This is a genomic window from Arthrobacter crusticola (assembly GCF_004357995.1).
Classification (GTDB): Bacteria; Actinomycetota; Actinomycetes; order Actinomycetales; family Micrococcaceae; genus Arthrobacter_D; species Arthrobacter_D crusticola.
The window spans coordinates 495,359-510,708 of record NZ_SMTK01000002.1; the positions used below are offsets into that span (position 1 = coordinate 495,359).

Annotated in this window: 15 protein-coding genes; 10 read left to right on the forward strand and 5 right to left on the reverse strand. The window is 69.8% G+C overall.

From position 1 onward, the window contains the following. Window positions 1-110 precede the first annotated feature (110 nt). From E2F48_RS06275 to E2F48_RS06290, 4 genes are all read left to right on the forward strand, one after another. Entirely contained in the window at window positions 111-1,025 is a 915-nt protein-coding gene (locus tag E2F48_RS06275) for an aldose 1-epimerase family protein (protein WP_133403133.1), read from the forward strand. A 169-nt stretch (window positions 1,026-1,194) separates the two neighbouring features. After that, window positions 1,195-2,358, forward strand: a complete 1,164-nt coding sequence (locus E2F48_RS06280) for an AI-2E family transporter (protein ID WP_133403408.1) — start codon at window positions 1,195-1,197, stop codon at window positions 2,356-2,358. A gap of 71 nt (window positions 2,359-2,429) precedes the next feature. Then, entirely contained in the window at window positions 2,430-3,674 is a 1,245-nt protein-coding gene (gene ilvA, locus E2F48_RS06285; protein ID WP_133403409.1) for a threonine ammonia-lyase, read from the forward strand. Window position 3,675: 1 nt separating this feature from the next. Beyond that, the gene (locus tag E2F48_RS06290; RefSeq protein WP_133403134.1) at window positions 3,676-4,263 is read left to right on the forward strand and encodes a rhomboid family intramembrane serine protease; all 588 of its coding nucleotides are present in this window, start codon (window positions 3,676-3,678) and stop codon (window positions 4,261-4,263) included. A gap of 30 nt (window positions 4,264-4,293) precedes the next feature. Here the strand turns inward: E2F48_RS06290 and greA are convergent, their stop codons facing one another. Next, entirely contained in the window at window positions 4,294-4,785 is a 492-nt protein-coding gene (greA, locus tag E2F48_RS06295; protein WP_120166981.1) for a transcription elongation factor GreA, read from the reverse strand. Between the two features lie 325 nt (window positions 4,786-5,110). Further along, window positions 5,111-5,551, reverse strand: a complete 441-nt coding sequence (locus E2F48_RS06300) for a DUF4307 domain-containing protein (RefSeq protein ID WP_221411632.1) — start codon at window positions 5,549-5,551, stop codon at window positions 5,111-5,113. Between the two features lie 87 nt (window positions 5,552-5,638). On the opposite strand from E2F48_RS06300, the gene mca reads away from it, so the two are divergent. The 3 genes from mca (at window position 5,639) to E2F48_RS17720 (ending at window position 9,092) form a co-directional block, all read left to right on the forward strand. Continuing rightward, window positions 5,639-6,562 carry a mycothiol conjugate amidase Mca gene (gene mca, locus E2F48_RS06305; RefSeq protein WP_133403135.1) on the forward strand — a complete coding sequence of 308 codons (924 nt, stop codon included), beginning with the start codon at window positions 5,639-5,641 and terminating at the stop codon, window positions 6,560-6,562. Window positions 6,563-6,626: 64 nt separating this feature from the next. Continuing rightward, the gene (locus E2F48_RS06310) at window positions 6,627-6,971 is read left to right on the forward strand and encodes a hypothetical protein (RefSeq protein WP_133403136.1); all 345 of its coding nucleotides are present in this window, start codon (window positions 6,627-6,629) and stop codon (window positions 6,969-6,971) included. 3 nt (window positions 6,972-6,974) lie between these two features. Continuing rightward, window positions 6,975-9,092 carry a thioredoxin domain-containing protein gene (locus E2F48_RS17720; protein WP_133403137.1) on the forward strand — a complete coding sequence of 706 codons (2,118 nt, stop codon included), beginning with the start codon at window positions 6,975-6,977 and terminating at the stop codon, window positions 9,090-9,092. A 14-nt stretch (window positions 9,093-9,106) separates the two neighbouring features. Here E2F48_RS17720 and trhA read toward each other — a convergent pair whose 3' ends face one another. Further along, the gene (trhA, locus tag E2F48_RS06320; protein ID WP_133403138.1) at window positions 9,107-9,835 is read right to left on the reverse strand and encodes a PAQR family membrane homeostasis protein TrhA; all 729 of its coding nucleotides are present in this window, start codon (window positions 9,833-9,835) and stop codon (window positions 9,107-9,109) included. Between the two features lie 155 nt (window positions 9,836-9,990). Here trhA and E2F48_RS06325 point away from each other — a divergent pair, with 155 nt between their 5' ends. The 3 genes from E2F48_RS06325 to E2F48_RS06335 all read left to right on the forward strand — a co-directional run bounded on the left by E2F48_RS06325 (window position 9,991) and on the right by E2F48_RS06335 (window position 12,861). Beyond that, window positions 9,991-10,752 (forward strand): isoprenyl transferase, encoded by a 762-nt coding sequence (locus E2F48_RS06325; protein WP_133403411.1) that lies wholly within the window; start codon window positions 9,991-9,993, stop codon window positions 10,750-10,752. Between the two features lie 114 nt (window positions 10,753-10,866). Continuing rightward, window positions 10,867-12,312, forward strand: a complete 1,446-nt coding sequence (phoH2, locus tag E2F48_RS06330) for an RNA 5'-3' helicase PhoH2 (protein ID WP_133403139.1) — start codon at window positions 10,867-10,869, stop codon at window positions 12,310-12,312. A gap of 78 nt (window positions 12,313-12,390) precedes the next feature. Beyond that, a complete protein-coding gene (locus E2F48_RS06335) occupies window positions 12,391-12,861 on the forward strand; it encodes an NUDIX hydrolase (RefSeq protein ID WP_133403140.1) in 471 nt (156 codons plus the stop codon). A gap of 120 nt (window positions 12,862-12,981) precedes the next feature. Here E2F48_RS06335 and E2F48_RS06340 read toward each other — a convergent pair whose 3' ends face one another. Next, on the reverse strand, window positions 12,982-14,613 hold the full coding sequence (locus tag E2F48_RS06340; RefSeq protein ID WP_133403141.1) for an MDR family MFS transporter: 1,632 nt from the start codon (window positions 14,611-14,613) through the stop codon (window positions 12,982-12,984). Continuing rightward, a complete protein-coding gene (locus E2F48_RS06345) occupies window positions 14,610-15,248 on the reverse strand; it encodes a TetR/AcrR family transcriptional regulator (RefSeq protein ID WP_133403142.1) in 639 nt (212 codons plus the stop codon). The genes E2F48_RS06340 and E2F48_RS06345 overlap by 4 nt, the downstream gene beginning before the upstream one ends. Window positions 15,249-15,350: the final 102 nt, after the last annotated feature.

Genomic DNA, 15,350 nt, shown 5'->3' on the forward strand with positions numbered 1-15,350 from the left:
AAAATCGAACAGAAACAAACATATCCGAAAGTAGCGGCCGGGGAAAGCGCGTCCTCCCCGCGGGGCCGTCCTGGCGGGCGCGCTCACCCCTGCAGCGGTAGCATCGGTGCATGGACACTCCGCGGCGGCCGGCCTCCGGCACGAACTACCTCCTGACCTCCGGAAGCTCCACGGCGGTGATCGCCTCCCTCGCGGCGGCCCTCCGCTCCTACACCGTGGACGGGGTGCACCTCACCGAGACCTGGGGCGAGGACTCGATTCCCGCCGGCGGCGCGGGGATCCTCCTCGCGCCCTGGGCCAACCGCGTCGACCGCGGCGTCTGGCTGCTCGACGGCGCCGAGCAGCGACTCGACATCACCGAGCCGTCCAAGGGCAACGCCAGCCACGGACTGCTGCGCAACACCGGCTACTACGCCCAGTCGGTGGCCGAGGACGCCGTCGTCCTGGCCGCCGAGATCTTCCCCCAGCACGGCTACCCGTTCCACCTCACCCACACTGCGGCCTACGAGCTCAACGGCGGGGGACTGCAGGTCACCCAGTCGCTGACCAACCACTCCGACGCCCGGGCGCCGTTCGGGCTGGGCGCCCACCCCTACCTGAAAATCTCCGGGGTGCCCACCGAGGACCTCACCCTCACCGTGAACGCCGACACCGTCTTCGACACCGACGAACGCTCGATTCCGGTGGGTCGTGTGTCGGTCTCCGGCGATCGGGACCTGCGCGGCGGGAAGCGGGTCGGCGACATCGAGTTCGATTCGGCCTTCACCGGGCTCACCACCGTCGACGGGCGCTTCGAGCACACCCTCACCGCGCCGGACGGCCGGTCGGTGACCCTTTGGGCCGATCCGGAGTTCGAGTTCGTGCATGTGTTCATCAGCAGGACCTACCCCGGCGTTGACCGCGCGGTCGCCGTCGAACCGATGACGGCGCCGGCCAACGCCTTCAACTCGGGCTACGGCCTGAGGTGGCTCGAGCCCGGGGCCACCTTCGCCGCCCGGTGGGGAATCCGCCCGCGTCTCGGATAACTCGCGGCGCAGGCTTGTGTGGAAAGATTGGCTCATGCAGCGACTCTCCGGAGGTTTCCCCAAGCGGGCCCTCCAGCGCGCCGTTCCCGCCGCCGCCACCCCCGGCGCCGCTGACGGCGAGGCTGCATCACCCGCCACCGCCCCCACCGGGGTGGGCGACCCCGCCGGAATGTCCTCCCGCGCACCCCGCGGTACTGACGGCGGAGCCCCTGCACGGCGCGGACGCCCCGCACCCCAGGACGATGTTCCCTACGCACTGAGGGTCGGCGCCGCCTGGTCCTGGCGCGTGGGCATTGTCCTGGTCGTCGCCGGCGTGCTGATCTGGCTGCTCAGCCACATCTCGCTGATCGTCATTCCGCTGATGATTGCGGGCCTGCTCGCCTCGCTGCTGCTGCCGCTGACCAGCTTCCTGATTCGCCACAAGGTGCCCACCGGGCTGGCTGTCACCCTGACGGTCCTCGGGCTGGTGGTCCTCGTCGTCGGAGCGCTCTCACTCGTCGGACGGCAGCTGGCGCTGGGCTTCTCGAGCCTGTGGGGGGAGACCCGAGCGGGCATCGAGCAGCTCCTCGCCGGGCTGTCCGACGGGCCGCTGAACATCACCACCGATCAGGTCATCGGCTTCCTGCAGGAGGCAGGGGACGCCATCCAGAACAACGGTGGAACCATCGTCAGCGGGGCGCTGTCCTTCGGTTCGAGCGCCGGGCACTTCGCTGCGGGTTCGCTGCTGACCGTGTTCGCCCTGTTCTTCTTCCTGCTCGACGGCGGGCGGATCTGGCGCTTCATCGTCGGCCTGGCGCCGGTGCGCGCGCGGGCGGCGATCGACGGCGCGGGCCGGCGCGGCTGGACCTCGATGGGCAGCTACGTCCGGGTCCAGCTTCTCGTGGCCTTCGTTGACGCCGCCTGCATCGGTGCGGGCGCGGCCATCATCAACGTACCGCTGGCGCTGCCGCTGGCGGTGCTGGTGTTCATCGGCTCCTTCATCCCGATCGTCGGAGCCCTCGCCACCGGTATCGTGGCCGTCCTGCTGGCCCTGGTGGCCAACGGCTGGGTCAACGCCCTGATCATGCTCGCGATCGTGCTCATCGTCCAGCAGCTCGAGGGCAACTTCCTGCAGCCCATGATCATGGGACCGGCGGTCGCCCTGCACCCCCTCGCGGTGGTGCTCGCGGTGACCGGCGGAACCCTCGTCGCGGGAATCCCGGGCGCCCTGTTCTCCGTGCCGCTGCTCGCCGTGCTGAACACCTCCGTGAAATACATTGCGCGGCGGGCCTGGGAGACCGACCCTGCCCTGCGCGGGTCGCACCCGGCCCCGGGCCCGCTGCCGCTACCCTAACCCCGAAAAGGAACTACCCTGTGACAGAGCAGACCGCCCTCGGCGCCGCGTCCACCCACACCCTCGAAGAGATGTCCCGGCTCCCGGTCACCCTGAGGGACATCGAGGCCGCGCAGGAACTGCTGGCCGGCGTCATTGCGCGCACGCCCATCGAGGAGTCCCGGGCGCTGGGCCGGCTCATTGGCGCCAACGTCTGGCTCAAGTGCGAGAACCTCCAGCGGGCCGGCTCCTTCAAGGTGCGCGGGGCCTACACCCGGATGGCAAAGCTCACCCCGGCCGAACGCGCCCGCGGCGTGGTCGCGGCCTCCGCCGGCAACCACGCCCAGGGCGTGGCGGTGGCGGCCAGCCGGCTGGGAATCCAGGCCCGGATCTTCATGCCGCTGGGGGTGGCGCTGCCCAAGCTCGCCGCCACCCGCGGACACGGCGCGGAGGTGGTCCTCCACGGGCACAACGTGGACGAGGCCCTGACCGAAGCCAAGCGCTACGCCGACGAGACCGGCGCGGTCTTCGTCCACCCCTTCGACAATGTCGACGTCGTCGCCGGGCAGGGCACGATCGGCCTTGAAATCCTTGAGCAGTGCCCCGAGGTCGACACCATCCTGATGGGCGTCGGCGGCGGCGGGCTCCTGGCCGGGGTCGCGGTGGCGGTCAAGGCCCGGGCGCGCGAACTCGGCCGCACCATCCGCATCATCGGGGTGCAGGCCGAAAACGCCGCAGCCTACCCGCCCTCGCTCGCCGCCGACGCGCTCGTGCCCCTGACGAAGGTCTCGACCATCGCCGACGGCATCGCCGTGGGCCGGCCGGGGCAGCTGCCGTTCTCCATCATCCGCGAACTCGTGGACGACGTCGTCACCGTCAGTGAGGACTCCCTCGCGCGGGCCCTGATCTTCCTGCTCGAACGCACCAAAATGGTCGTCGAACCGGCCGGCGCCGTCGGGGTCGCAGCGCTGCTCGACGGCAAGCTCACCGAGAACGGCGCTCTGCCGGGCAACACCGCCGTCGTGCTCTCCGGGGGCAACATCGACCCCATGCTCATGCTCAAGGTGATCCAGCGCGGACTCGCCGCCGCCGGCCGCTACCTCGTGGTCCGTATGCTGCTCGACGACCGGCCCGGCTCCCTGGCCACCATCTCGCGGATCATCGCCGAATCCGATGCCAATGTCACCGGCGTCGACCACACCCGGGTGGGCGGCTCCATCAGCATGGGCGACGTCGCCATCACCATCAACATGGAGACCAAGGGCGACGAGCACTGCGAACAGGTCCTGAGCAACCTGCGGGCCGAGGGTTTCCAGCCCGTCGTGATCCAGGGCTGAGATGCTTGCCCGGCGCGCGAAGCTCGGCCTCACCACCGTCCTGGCCTTTGCCGCGGTGCTGTGGGCGCTCTACCTGATCGACACGTTCTCCGGGCGGGGGCTGACCTCGGTCCTCGCCATTGAGCCGCGCCGGGTCCGCGGGCTTGACGGGATTCTGTTCGCGCCGCTGCTCCACGGCGGCGTCGGGCACCTGGTGAGCAACACGCTGCCGCTGGTGGTGCTCGGGTTCCTCGCGTTCCTCGAGGGCCTCCGGCGGTTCGCGGTGGCCCTGGGCACCAGCTGGCTGGCCAGCGGGCTCGGCGTCTGGCTCACCGGCGGAGGGGTGACCATCGGTGCCTCGGGGGTGGTGTTCGGCCTGTTCACGTACCTCGTGGCCCGCGGCTTCTACAACCGCAACTGGAGGCAGATCCTCCTGGCGGTGCTGCTGTTCCTGATGTACGGGTCGATCCTGTGGGGGGTCTTGCCGGTGGTCGGGTCGAACGTCTCGTGGCAGGCGCACCTGTTCGGGGCCCTCGGCGGGATCCTCGCGGCGTTCCTGCTGCGCAAACGGCCCGTCCCTTCCGGAACGGGCCGCGTCCTGCGCCGCTGAGCCGCCGCCCGGCCGGGCGGCGAAGTGCTGCTAGCCCGCGTAGGGCTTGGCGGAGAGAATCTCCACCGTGATGTTCCGGCCGTTCGGTGCGGTGTAGCTGACGGTGTCGCCGGCCTTCTTGCCCTGGATGGCGGCACCGAGGGGCGAGCGCTCGCTGTAGACGTCGATGTCGGTGTCTCCGGCAACCTCGCGGCTGCCCAGGAGGAAGGACTCGACGTCGCCGGCGATTTTCGCCTCGACCATCATTCCGGGCTCGACCACGCCGTCGTCGGCGGGGGCCTGACCGACCTGGGCGTTGTTGAGCAGTTCGGTGAGCTGGCGGATGCGGGCCTCGGCCTTGCCCTGCTCCTCCTTGGCGGCGTGGTAGCCGCCGTTCTCCTTGAGGTCTCCCTCGGAGCGGGCCTGCTCGATGCGAGCAACGATCTCTGTGCGCCCGGGCCCGGAGAGGTGTTCCAGCTCGGCCTTGAGGCGCGTGTAGGACTCCTGCGTGAGCCAGGCAACGGGTGCGCTGTTAGTGGACACGGGGCATCTCCTTAGGTATGTCCGGATCCGCGGAGGCGGGCCGGCTCTTGATGTTCTGCCGCGGCCGGCACCGAAAGGCCGACCACAAGCAAGAACCCCGCCGTCTGGGTGACCGCGGGGGTCTCCGTCGGGGCGGGGTGGGTATGCCTCCAGTCTAGTCAGCACTTGCAGATAACCCAAGAAAAAACCCAGCGCCCTTCTTCTGGCCGCGGCCCTTGCGCTGCCGAGGCCTTTTCGGGAGAGCGGTTTTCCCGCCGAGTGTGCAGCTCACCACCCTCTGCGAGCGGCAAAGCGGGGTAACGTGCAGATCCGGCGGGCGGGACCCTCAGTCGCGCGTTCCGGCGATCCAGCAGCTGTCCACGCCGCCGGAAACGCCCGGGGAGTCGGTGCGCAGCTCGACCTGCTGCGCCGTGGTGCGCCCGCCGGCGGCACCCTCGGAGGCGGGACCGGGCCCGATGGTCACAACCTTCCACCCGACGACGGCGTAGTTTTCGCTCAGCACCTGCACCGCGCAGTGGGCGGTGGCGTCGGTGGGCTTGGTCACCTCGAAGTCAACCCGTGCCTGCTGGTCGGAGGAGAAGGAGAACCCGACGTCCTTGAAGGAAACCCGCGGGGTCACCGTGGAAAAGGCGAAAATTCCGATGGCGATCACGGCCGCGGCGAGGGCCCCGATGACCCACCAGCGGCGCCGTCCGGCCGCACGGGCCGGCTTGGGGGCACCGTAGCGATTGGCTACTCTTGGGGTAGGCGCATTTCCGGAGCTCACCTCCGTATTTTATCGTCGATTCGCGGGGCGGTTTGCCTGTGCCGCGGAGCGCACCCCCGCCTCACCCGACCCTCACCAGGAGCCTCCTTGTTCAGCACGGATAACCCCGCCGCGTCCCATTCCGGATTCCGCCTCCTGGCGGTCCATGCCCACCCCGACGACGAGTCGAGCAAGGGTGCGGCGACCATGGCGAAGTACGCGGCCGCCGGCGTCGACGTGCTCGTTGCCACCTGCACCGGAGGCGAACGTGGATCCATCCTGAACGCGGCGATGGAGGGCGATCCCCACGCCCGCCGCGACCTGGCCGGCCTGCGGCGCCTGGAGATGGCCCGCGCTGCGGAAATCCTCTCGGTGAAGCAGCGCTGGCTGGGCTTCGCCGACTCTGGGCTGCCCGAAGGAGACCCGCTGCCGGACCTGCCGGCGGGCTGCTTCGCCCTGCAGCCGCTGGAACGCGCCGCAGCGCCGCTGGTCCGGCTCGTGCGTGAGTTCCGCCCGCACGTGATCCTCAGCTATGACGAGAACGGCGGGTATCCGCACCCGGACCACATCATGGCCCACCGGGTCGCCGTCGAAGCGTTCGAGGCGGCAGCGGACCCCTCCCGCTATCCCGGCACCGGCGATCCCTGGCGCGTCGACAAGCTCTACTACGACCGCGCCTTCAACCCCGAGCGTTTCCGGGCCCTGCACTTCGCCCTCGAGGAGGCCGGGATCCAGTCGCCCTACTCCGAGCGCATCGCCCAGTGGCTCGAGGCCGACGCCGAGGGGCACCAGCCGCCGGCACCCACGCACGCGACCACCACGCAGATCGACGCCGGCGACTACTTCGGGCTGCGGGACAAGGCGCTGATGTCGCACGCCACGCAGGTCGACCCCGAGGGGTTCTTCTTCGCTGTCTCCGCCGAGATGCAGCGCCGGGTGTGGCCCTGGGAGGACTATTCGCTGATCCACTCCCACGTCGAGTCCACCCTTCCGGAGGATGACCTGTTCGCCGGAATACCGGAGCCGCGCTGAGCCCGGGCCACGTAGAATTGGAAGGTGGCGGGCTCTCTGCCGCCGGATTTGAAAGTGGTGCAAAGTGAACCTCCCGCTCAACCTGGCCGCCATCGTGGCTTCCTCGACCGGGGATGACCTTCGGCCGGGTCTCGACCCGGAGTCCGTGACGCCGGGAACCCTGGGCTTCATCTTTACCGTGGTGATCGTCGTCGCCGTCATTCTCCTCATCCGGGATATGAGCAAGCGGATCCGCCGCGTCCGGTACAACGCCATGCTCGAAGAGGGCGGGACCGGACCCGGCCGCGCCGCCCGGCCGGGAACACAGGACCGTCCGGAGTCCACGAATCGCCCCGAATCAAGGAACCGGTCGGAGTCCGGGCCGGGCGCGGGCACCGGCACGGCTCCCGGAACGGCCGGACGGGACTGACCCGTGGGCGGGCGCCTGCAGGCCCAGGCATCGGCCTACCTCCGCCAGCACGCGGACAACCCCGTCGACTGGTGGCCGTTCGGCGACGAGGCGTTCGCCGAGGCCCGCGCCCGGGATGTCCCGGTGTTCCTCTCCGTCGGCTATGCCGCCTGCCACTGGTGCCACGTCATGGCCCACGAGTCCTTCGAGGACGACGTTGTCGCGCAGTACCTCAACCAGCGGTTCGTCAGCATCAAGGTCGACCGCGAAGAGCGCCCGGACGTCGACGCCGTCTACATGGGGGCGACCCAGGCCATGACCGGGCAGGGCGGGTGGCCGATGAGCGTCTTCGCCCTCCCCGACGGCCGCGCCTTCTTCGCCGGAACCTATTTCCCGCCCCTGCCCATCGCCGGGCGCCCGTCCTTCCGCCAGGTCCTCGAAGCGGTCTCCGAGGCGTGGGACCAGCGCCGGGAGGAGGTGGAGCGCAGCGCCGCGGCGCTCGCCGAGGGCCTGGGCGCGGCACAGCGGCAGAAAAGCGCCCTCGTTGGAGCCCTCGGCCTGGACTGGGAACCGGATCCGGTGCGCATTCCCGCCGGGTCCGGCTCGCCCGTGGAGGACGCGGTGCTTGAGGCGGCGGTGCGCGCGCTGGCCGAAGGGGAGGACCGTGTGTACGCCGGGTTCGGCGGCGCACCCAAGTTCCCGCCATCCACCGCGCTCCGGTTCCTGCTCGCCCACGCCCGGGGCACCTCGGCCACGGCGGAAGAGGCCGCCGGGCTCGCGGGCCGGACCCTCGAGGCCATGGCCGTCGCCGGCATCTATGACCGCCTCGGCGGCGGCTTTGCCCGCTACGCGGTCGACCGGGCCTGGGCGGTGCCGCACTTTGAAAAGATGCTCTACGACAATGCCCAACTGCTGCGCCTCTACGCCGAATCCGCGCTGACCGCGCGCACCGACGGCCAGCGGGCGCTCGCCGCCGACGTCGTGCGCGGCACGGCGCAGTGGCTGCTCCGAGAGATGGTGGTCGACGGCGGCGCGTTCGCCTCATCGCTCGACGCCGACACGGTGATCGACGGGCGCTCCGTCGAGGGCGGAACCTACGTGTGGACCCGGGCGGAGCTGGAGGCGGTGCTCGGCGCCGAGGCGCAGCCCGTCGCGGACCTCTTCGACACCGCCGCCGGTGCGGTCGAGGGCGGCGCCTTCACCCTCCATGCCGGCAGGGCCTTCACCGCCGCCGAACGCCAGGTCTGGGACCGGGCCGCACCACGGCTCCGCGCGGCCCGGGCCGCGCGCCCGCAGCCGGGCCGGGACAGCAAGGTCGTCGCGGGCTGGAACGGCCTGGCCGTCGCGGCGCTGGCGGATTCCGGGGCGGCCCTCGGCGAGCGGCCGCTGATCGACGCAGCCGCCGCCGCGGCGTCCTACCTGCTGAAGGTTCACTGGGACGGCGCGGTGCTGCGCCGGGTCTCCCACGACGGGCGCGCCATTGGCATCGAGGGACTGCTCGAGGACTACGCCGGGTGCGCGGAGGGTCTCTTCGCCCTGTTCGCCGCGACCGGGGACACCACCTGGTACGCCGCCGCGGAGCGGCTCATCCTCACCGCCGAACGGCGGTTCCTGCGCGGCGGACGCCTGGCCGACTCCGCAGCCCCGGACGGGCCGCTGCTCGCCGCCCAGGGCTCCGAGGAAGCCTCCGATCCCCTCGACGGCCCCACCCCGAGCGGCACGGCGCTGTTCGCCTCGGCCCTGCTCACCTACGCCGCCTACAGCGGGTCCGCCCGTCACCGGGCGCTGTCCGCCGAGATCCTGCGCTACGCGGCCCACCTGGCCGACCGCGCCCCGGCCGCTGTCGGCTGGGCGCTGGCCGCGGCCCAGGCCTTCGCCGCCGGCCCGCAGGAACTCGCCGTCGTCGGGGGCGCACCGGAGGCCGCGGCGGCGCTCGCCGATGCGGGACGGCGTTTCGGCCGGGCCGGCCTCGTCCTCGCCCCGGCGGGTCCGGAGGGCGCCGGAGGCGGTGTCGTGCCGCTGCTGGCGGGAAGGACACCGGGGGAGGCCGGGGCGGCCCGGGCCTATCTATGCCGGGGGATGGTCTGCCAGCGTCCGGTTGAGACTCCGGCGGAACTCCTGGAGCTCCTTAGGGCGCCCTGAGCGCGGCCGCCGGGTCAGGCGGTGACCGGATCGAGCACGGCGAGCAGGATCGCCGCAAAATGGGCGGCGAACGCGGCCACGGTGAAGGCGTGGAAAAGCTCGTGGAAGCCGAAGCGTTTGACGCTGAAGTTCGGACGGCGCAGCGCGTAGAACACCGCCCCGGCGATGTAGAGCGCGCCGCCGGCCAGGATAAGCACCGTGACCAGGGGATCGGCCGCCCAGAAGGCGGGGAGGTAGAACAGGGCGCCCATGCCGAGGGCCACATAGACCGGCACGTAGAGCCAGCGCGGCGCGTTGAGCCACAGGATCCGAAACAGGACCCCGATGAGCGCGCCCGCCCAGATGATCCACAGCAGGGTCACTGCGGTGCTGCGCTCGAGCATCGCCCAGGCCAGCGGCGTATAGGACCCGGCGATGACCAGCATGATGTTGGTGTGGTCGAGCCGCTTGAGCACCAGGCGCGTCCGCGCACTCCAGTTCCCGCGGTGGTAGACGGCGCTGACCCCGAAGAGCAGGACGCCGGTGGCGGCATACACGGCCGAGGCCGCCCGAAGCCCGCCGGTCGGGGCGGCGAGAATGAGCACGATGCCCGCCGCCAGGGCCAGGGGAGTGGCAACCGCATGGATCCAGCCCCGCCAGGACGGCTTCGCCAGGGCCCCGGCCACGTCGTCGAGGGCCGCCTCCACCGGTCCCGGCCGGTCCGCGGGGGCTGGCTTCTTCCGGCGCTGAGAAGGCGAAGTCATGGAACGAGAGTAACCTACGGTGGCGTAAGTTACCGACGGGTAGCGATGCGGGAGGGCCAGCCTCCGGGTGATTTCCCGCCGGGCCGGTACCGTAGGGGTAGCGCTCCGGAAGGCGCTGACATTGGACCGAAAGGAAGGGCGACCCGGGCGTGTTCCTGAAAATCCCAGAATTCGCCTACAGCTTTTATGAACGGCGGCTCCAACGGGGGCTGAGCCCGGAGCGCATTCCGCACCATATCGGCGTCATGGTCGACGGCAACCGGCGGTGGGCGAAACTCGCCGGCGCCCCGACGAGCCACGGGCACCAGGCCGGGGCCGACAAGATCCACGAGTTCCTCGGCTGGTGCGAGGAACTCGGCGTGGACGTCGTCACCCTCTACATGCTCTCCACCGACAATATGGGCCGTCCGCAGGAGGAGATCGAGCAGCTCCTCGACATCATCGCCAACACCCTCGACCGGCTCGGCGAGAGCAACCGGGTCCGCGTCCAGCCCGTGGGCGCCCTCGAACTGCTCCCCGAGGACCTCGCGGGGAAACTTGCGGACCTCGCGGCCCAGACCGCGGAGATCGACGGGGTCCACGTCAACGTCGCCGTTGGCTACGGCGGACGGCGGGAGATCGTCGACGCCGTCAAGGAACTTCTCCTTAACTCCGCGGAGAAGGGTAAATCCCTCGAGCAGCTCGCGGCGGAGCTGACCGATGAGCACATCTCGTCGTTCCTCTACACCCGCGGCCAGCAGGATCCCGACCTGGTCATCCGCACCTCGGGGGAGCAGCGCCTTTCCGGCTTCCTGATGTGGCAGAGCGCCTACAGCGAGTTCTACTTCTGCGAGGCGCTCTGGCCGGACTTCCGCCGCGTCGAATTCCTCCGGGCCCTGCGCGACTTCGGGCGCCGGCAGCGCCGCTTCGGTTCATAACGGTTCATCGGCAATTCATTGTCGACACGGTAATTCTGCTGCTCGTCCCGGCTGCTGTCGGCGTAGTCTTTCTCCATCCACCGGCGCCTCCGCCGGCGGACGGAGAGGCCGCCCATGACGCCGGAACGCACACCCGTTCCGTTGAGCCCGGGGAGGCCGGACCCGGCCTCGGCCCGGGCCGCCTCGCCCCACCTCGAACTCGGGGTGCGCGCACCCCGGAGCGGAGTCCACGTGGCACCAACCAACACCACCTCATCCGCGGCCGGCGACGGCCGGCGCAGCTACGTCATCGACACCTCGGTCCTGCTGTCGGACCCGCGGGCGGTGCTCCGGTTCGCCGAGCACGAGGTGATCCTTCCCGTCGTCGTCATTTCCGAGCTCGAAGGCAAGCGCCACGACCCGGAGCTCGGCTACTTCGCGCGGAAGGCGCTGCGGCTGCTCGATGACCTGCGGGTCAAGCACGGCGGGCTGGACACGGCGGTCCCTCTCGGGGAAGAGGGCGGAACGCTGAAGGTCGAGCTCAACCACGTCTCGCCGGAGGTCCTTCCGGTCGGGTTCCGCAGCGCCGGCAACGACGCGCGGATCCTGGCCGTGGCCAAGCACCTCTCCCTCGAGGGCCGGGACGTCACCGTGGTCTCGAAGGATCTCCCAATGCGGGTGAAGGCCTCCGCCATGGGACTGCTCGCCGACGAGTACCGCAACGAACTCGTCAAGGACTCCGGCTGGACCGGGGTGGCCGAGCTCGATGTGTCGGTGGAGGACCTCAACGCCCTCTACGACCACCGGCCGGTGCACTCGGATGCCGGCGCGGAGCTGCCAGTCAACACCGGTGCGATCCTCCACTCGCCCCGCGGTTCGGGGCTGGCGCGGGTCGGCGCGGACAAGCAGCTCCGGGTGGTGCGGGCCGACCGTGACGTCTTCGGGCTTTCCGGCCGTTCCGCCGAGCAGCGCCTGGCCATCGACCTGCTGCTGGACAAGGAGGTCGGCATCGTGTCCCTGGGCGGGCGGGCCGGCACCGGCAAGTCGGCGCTGGCCCTGTGCGCCGGGCTGGAGGCCGTCCTGGAGCGGCGGGAGCACCGCAAGGTCGTGGTGTTCCGGCCGCTGTACGCCGTGGGCGGGCAGGAGCTCGGGTACCTTCCCGGCAGCGAAAACGACAAGATGAACCCGTGGGCGCAGGCGGTCTTCGACACCCTGGGTGCGCTGGTCTCGCAGGAAGTCGTTGAGGAGGTGCTCGACCGCGGCATGCTCGAGGTGCTCCCGCTGACCCACATCCGCGGACGCAGCCTCCACGACTCCTTCGTCATCGTCGACGAGGCGCAGTCCCTCGAGAAGAACGTGCTCCTGACGGTGATGAGCCGGATCGGGCAGAACTCGCGGATCGTGCTCACCCACGACATCGCCCAGCGCGACAACCTCCGGGTGGGCCGGCACGACGGCATCGCCGCCGTCGTCGAGACCCTCAAAGGCCACCCCCTGTTCGGGCACATCACCCTGACCCGCTCGGAGCGCTCGCCCATTGCGGCGCTGGTGACCGACCTGCTCGAGGGCGCCGAGATCTAGGGGCGGTATCGGCCGCGGCACCCGGCCCACCGGACGGGCGGACGGCCGGGGGTGCACGGGTGGCATAGGGTGTTTTGCATGCCTACACCCGACTTCGTCCTTGAACTGAGGGAAAAGATCGGCCACGCCCCGCTCTGGCTGCCCGGGGTGGGCGCCGTGGTCTACAACGCGGCGGGGGAGGTGCTGCTGGGCCGGCGCGCCGACAACGGCCGGTGGACGATCATCACCGGCATGGTGGACCCGGGGGAGGAACCGGCCCAGGCGATGCGCCGGGAGGTGTACGAGGAGACGGGCGTGGACGTTGAGGTCGAGGTGCTCCTCAATGTCGGCGTCGTCGGGCCGATCACCTTCCCCAACGGCGATGTCTGCACCTTCCTGAACCTCGACTTCCGCTGCCGATACCTGGGCGGGGAGGCCCGCGTGAACGACGACGAGTCCCTCGAGGTGGGCTGGTTCGCTCTGGACGCCCTGCCCGAACTCAACCAGCGCCACCGGGAGCTGGTGCTCACGGCCGCCGCCGCCGACGGCGTGCCCACCTTCCACCGCTGAGGCCAGCCCCCGACGCGCCCCTTAACGACGCACGCGCCCGTTAACGACGAACGCACCGGATAAACCCGGTGCGTTTGTCGTTAACGGGCGCGCAGGGCGCTTCGGTGCAAACCGGAGGGGTCAGGGGGAGCGCGGAACCGTCGGCAGGGCGCCCTCAGCCCGCTCGCGCTCGAGCCGTTCGGCTTCCTCCCCGCCGATCGCCTCGCCCCGGGCGACCATGCCAGAGGTTTCCGAAAGGGGGATCTCCTTGAGTGTCAGTGCGAGAACCAGTGCCGCCACGAGGAATGGAACCAGGTACCAGAACACCGGTGCGAGGGAATCCGCGTAGGCACCGACGACGGCGTCGCGGACTGGACCGGGCAGTGCCGAGAGGGTCTGCGGATCCAAGGTCGACGTCGCCTGGCCGGCGTCCGCGGTGCTGGCGCCGGACTGGGTGAACACTACATTGAGGCGTTCGGCGAGCCGGCTCGTGAAGATTGCACCGAACACCGCAACGCCCAGGGAGGCACCCACCTCGCGGAAGTAGTTGTTGGTGCTTGTGGCAGTGCCCACCATGCCGGGGGAAACGGAGTTCTGTACGACGAGGACGATCACCTGCATGATCAGCCCCAGCCCGGCGCCGAAGACGAACAGCTGGGCGCAGATGACCCAGATGGGGGTCGCGGCCGTCAGCGTCGTCATCCAGAGCAGGCCCGCAATGCTCAGCAGCGTCCCCAGGATGGGGAACCTGCGGTAGCTTCCCGTCCTCGAGATGGCGATCCCCGAGTAGATGGAGGTGCCCATCAGGCCGATGATCATCGGCACCAGCAGGAGCCCGGAGACGGCGGCGGAGGTGCCGGAGGCCATCTGGAGGAACGTCGGCATGAAGGCGAGGGCCGCGAACATGCCGAGGCCGAGGGTGAAACCGATGGCGGTGCTGTTGATGAAGGTTCGATTGCGGAACAGGGACAGGGGAATGATCGGATCCTCGGCCCGGCGCTCGACCATCACGAAGGCCCACGCCGCAAGGAGCGTCCCGGCCCCGAAGGCCCAGGTCAGCGGCGAATCCCAGCCCTCGGCCGAGTCTCCGCCGAAGTCGGTGAAGAAGATGAGGCAGGTCGTGGCCAGGGAGAGCAGGACGACGCCGGGGATGTCCATTCGCCGCACCGCCTTCTTCGACGGAAGCCGCAGGGTGAACCAGGCGATGGCGAAGGCCGCGACGCCGACGGGGATATTGATGTAGAACGCCCAGTTCCAGGTCAGGTGATCCACGAAGTATCCGCCCAGCAGGGGCCCGGCGACCGCTGAGAGGCCGAAGATGGCTCCGAGCGGTCCCATGTACCTGCCGCGGTCCTTCGCCGGGACGATATCCGCGATGATCGCCTGAGAGAGGATCATCAGGCCGCCGCCGCCCAGGCCCTGAACGGCGCGGAACACGACGAACGCCCAAAAATCGGTGGCGAAGGCGCAGGCGACGGACGCAACGGTGAACAGGGCGATCGCGAAGAGGAACAGGTTGCGCCGGCCCAGGACGTCGCCGAACTTCCCGTAGATCGGCATGACGATCGTTGTGGCCAGGAGGTAAGCCGTCGTAATCCAGGTCTGGTGCTCGACGCCGCCGAGCTGCCCGACGATGGTGGGCATCGCCGTGGAGACGATCGTCTGGTCAAGGCTTGAGAGGAGCATGCCGGCGATAAGGGCCGAAAAGATGATCCAGATGCGTTTTTGGGTCAGCAGCAGCGGGCCCGGCAGTGCGGCTGGCGGTGCGGTCATTGAAGGTCCTTGGTCAGCGGGGTGAAGAGGATGGCGACTGCTTCGACGTTGCGCCGGAGGACGTCGCTGTAGGAGAGGGTGTTGTGGGGTTCGAAGAATTCGTCGACGGAGCGCCGTGCGAGTCCGCCGATGAGGAAGGTCGCAACCTTGGCCCGGCGGTCGTCCGGCTCGAAGTCTTCACGCCGGGTGATGAGATCGATCAGGTCCTGTTGACGTGCCTCGGTCCGGGCGAAGATGCGCGCCAGGAGCTGCGGCTCTTTTCGGATGACCTCCGAAATGACGAGGTACTCCTCACGGGACAGGGCGAGCCTGGCGCCCAATTCCGCGAACAGGGTGGTCAGGGCCTCGAGCAGGGGCGGGCGGGCGTTCCCGGCAGATCCTGCGAGGAACTGCTCGACGAGATCCTCCGGCAGCCCGGCGTCGGGGTGGCCGAGGATGGCGTCCTCCTTGGCCGGGAAGTAGTTGAAGAACGTCCTGCGCGAGATCCCCACCCGGTCGCAGAGCTGTTCGACGGTGAAGCCGCCGAGGCCATGCTCGAGGGTGAGCGCCCTGGCCGTTGCGACGATGGAGGAGCGGGTTCGGAGCCGTTTCTGCTCCCGGAGGCCGCCGTCGTCAATTTTTGCACTATCAGGCATAGAGTAAATAATTGCACTTTTTGGGTTAGAGTGCAATCTACAGCTGTGCACCCGTTAACGACGAACGCACCGGATAAAACCGATGCGTTCGTCGTTTTCGGG

What these genes read in the sequence shown, in the direction of transcription:
- E2F48_RS06340 (WP_133403141.1), bottom strand. Translation starts at nt 14,613, where the DNA reads ATGACCGCACCGCCAGCCGCACTGCCGGGCCCGCTGCTGCTGACCCAA.
- E2F48_RS06290 (WP_133403134.1), top strand. Translation starts at nt 3,676, where the DNA reads ATGCTTGCCCGGCGCGCGAAGCTCGGCCTCACCACCGTCCTGGCCTTT.
- E2F48_RS06335 (WP_133403140.1), top strand. Translation starts at nt 12,391, where the DNA reads ATGCCTACACCCGACTTCGTCCTTGAACTGAGGGAAAAGATCGGCCAC.
- ilvA (WP_133403409.1), top strand. Translation starts at nt 2,430, where the DNA reads ATGTCCCGGCTCCCGGTCACCCTGAGGGACATCGAGGCCGCGCAGGAA.
- trhA (WP_133403138.1), bottom strand. Translation starts at nt 9,835, where the DNA reads ATGACTTCGCCTTCTCAGCGCCGGAAGAAGCCAGCCCCCGCGGACCGG.
- E2F48_RS06280 (WP_133403408.1), top strand. Translation starts at nt 1,195, where the DNA reads ATGTCCTCCCGCGCACCCCGCGGTACTGACGGCGGAGCCCCTGCACGG.
- E2F48_RS06345 (WP_133403142.1), bottom strand. Translation starts at nt 15,248, where the DNA reads ATGCCTGATAGTGCAAAAATTGACGACGGCGGCCTCCGGGAGCAGAAA.
- E2F48_RS06275 (WP_133403133.1), top strand. Translation starts at nt 111, where the DNA reads ATGGACACTCCGCGGCGGCCGGCCTCCGGCACGAACTACCTCCTGACC.
- phoH2 (WP_133403139.1), top strand. Translation starts at nt 10,867, where the DNA reads ATGACGCCGGAACGCACACCCGTTCCGTTGAGCCCGGGGAGGCCGGAC.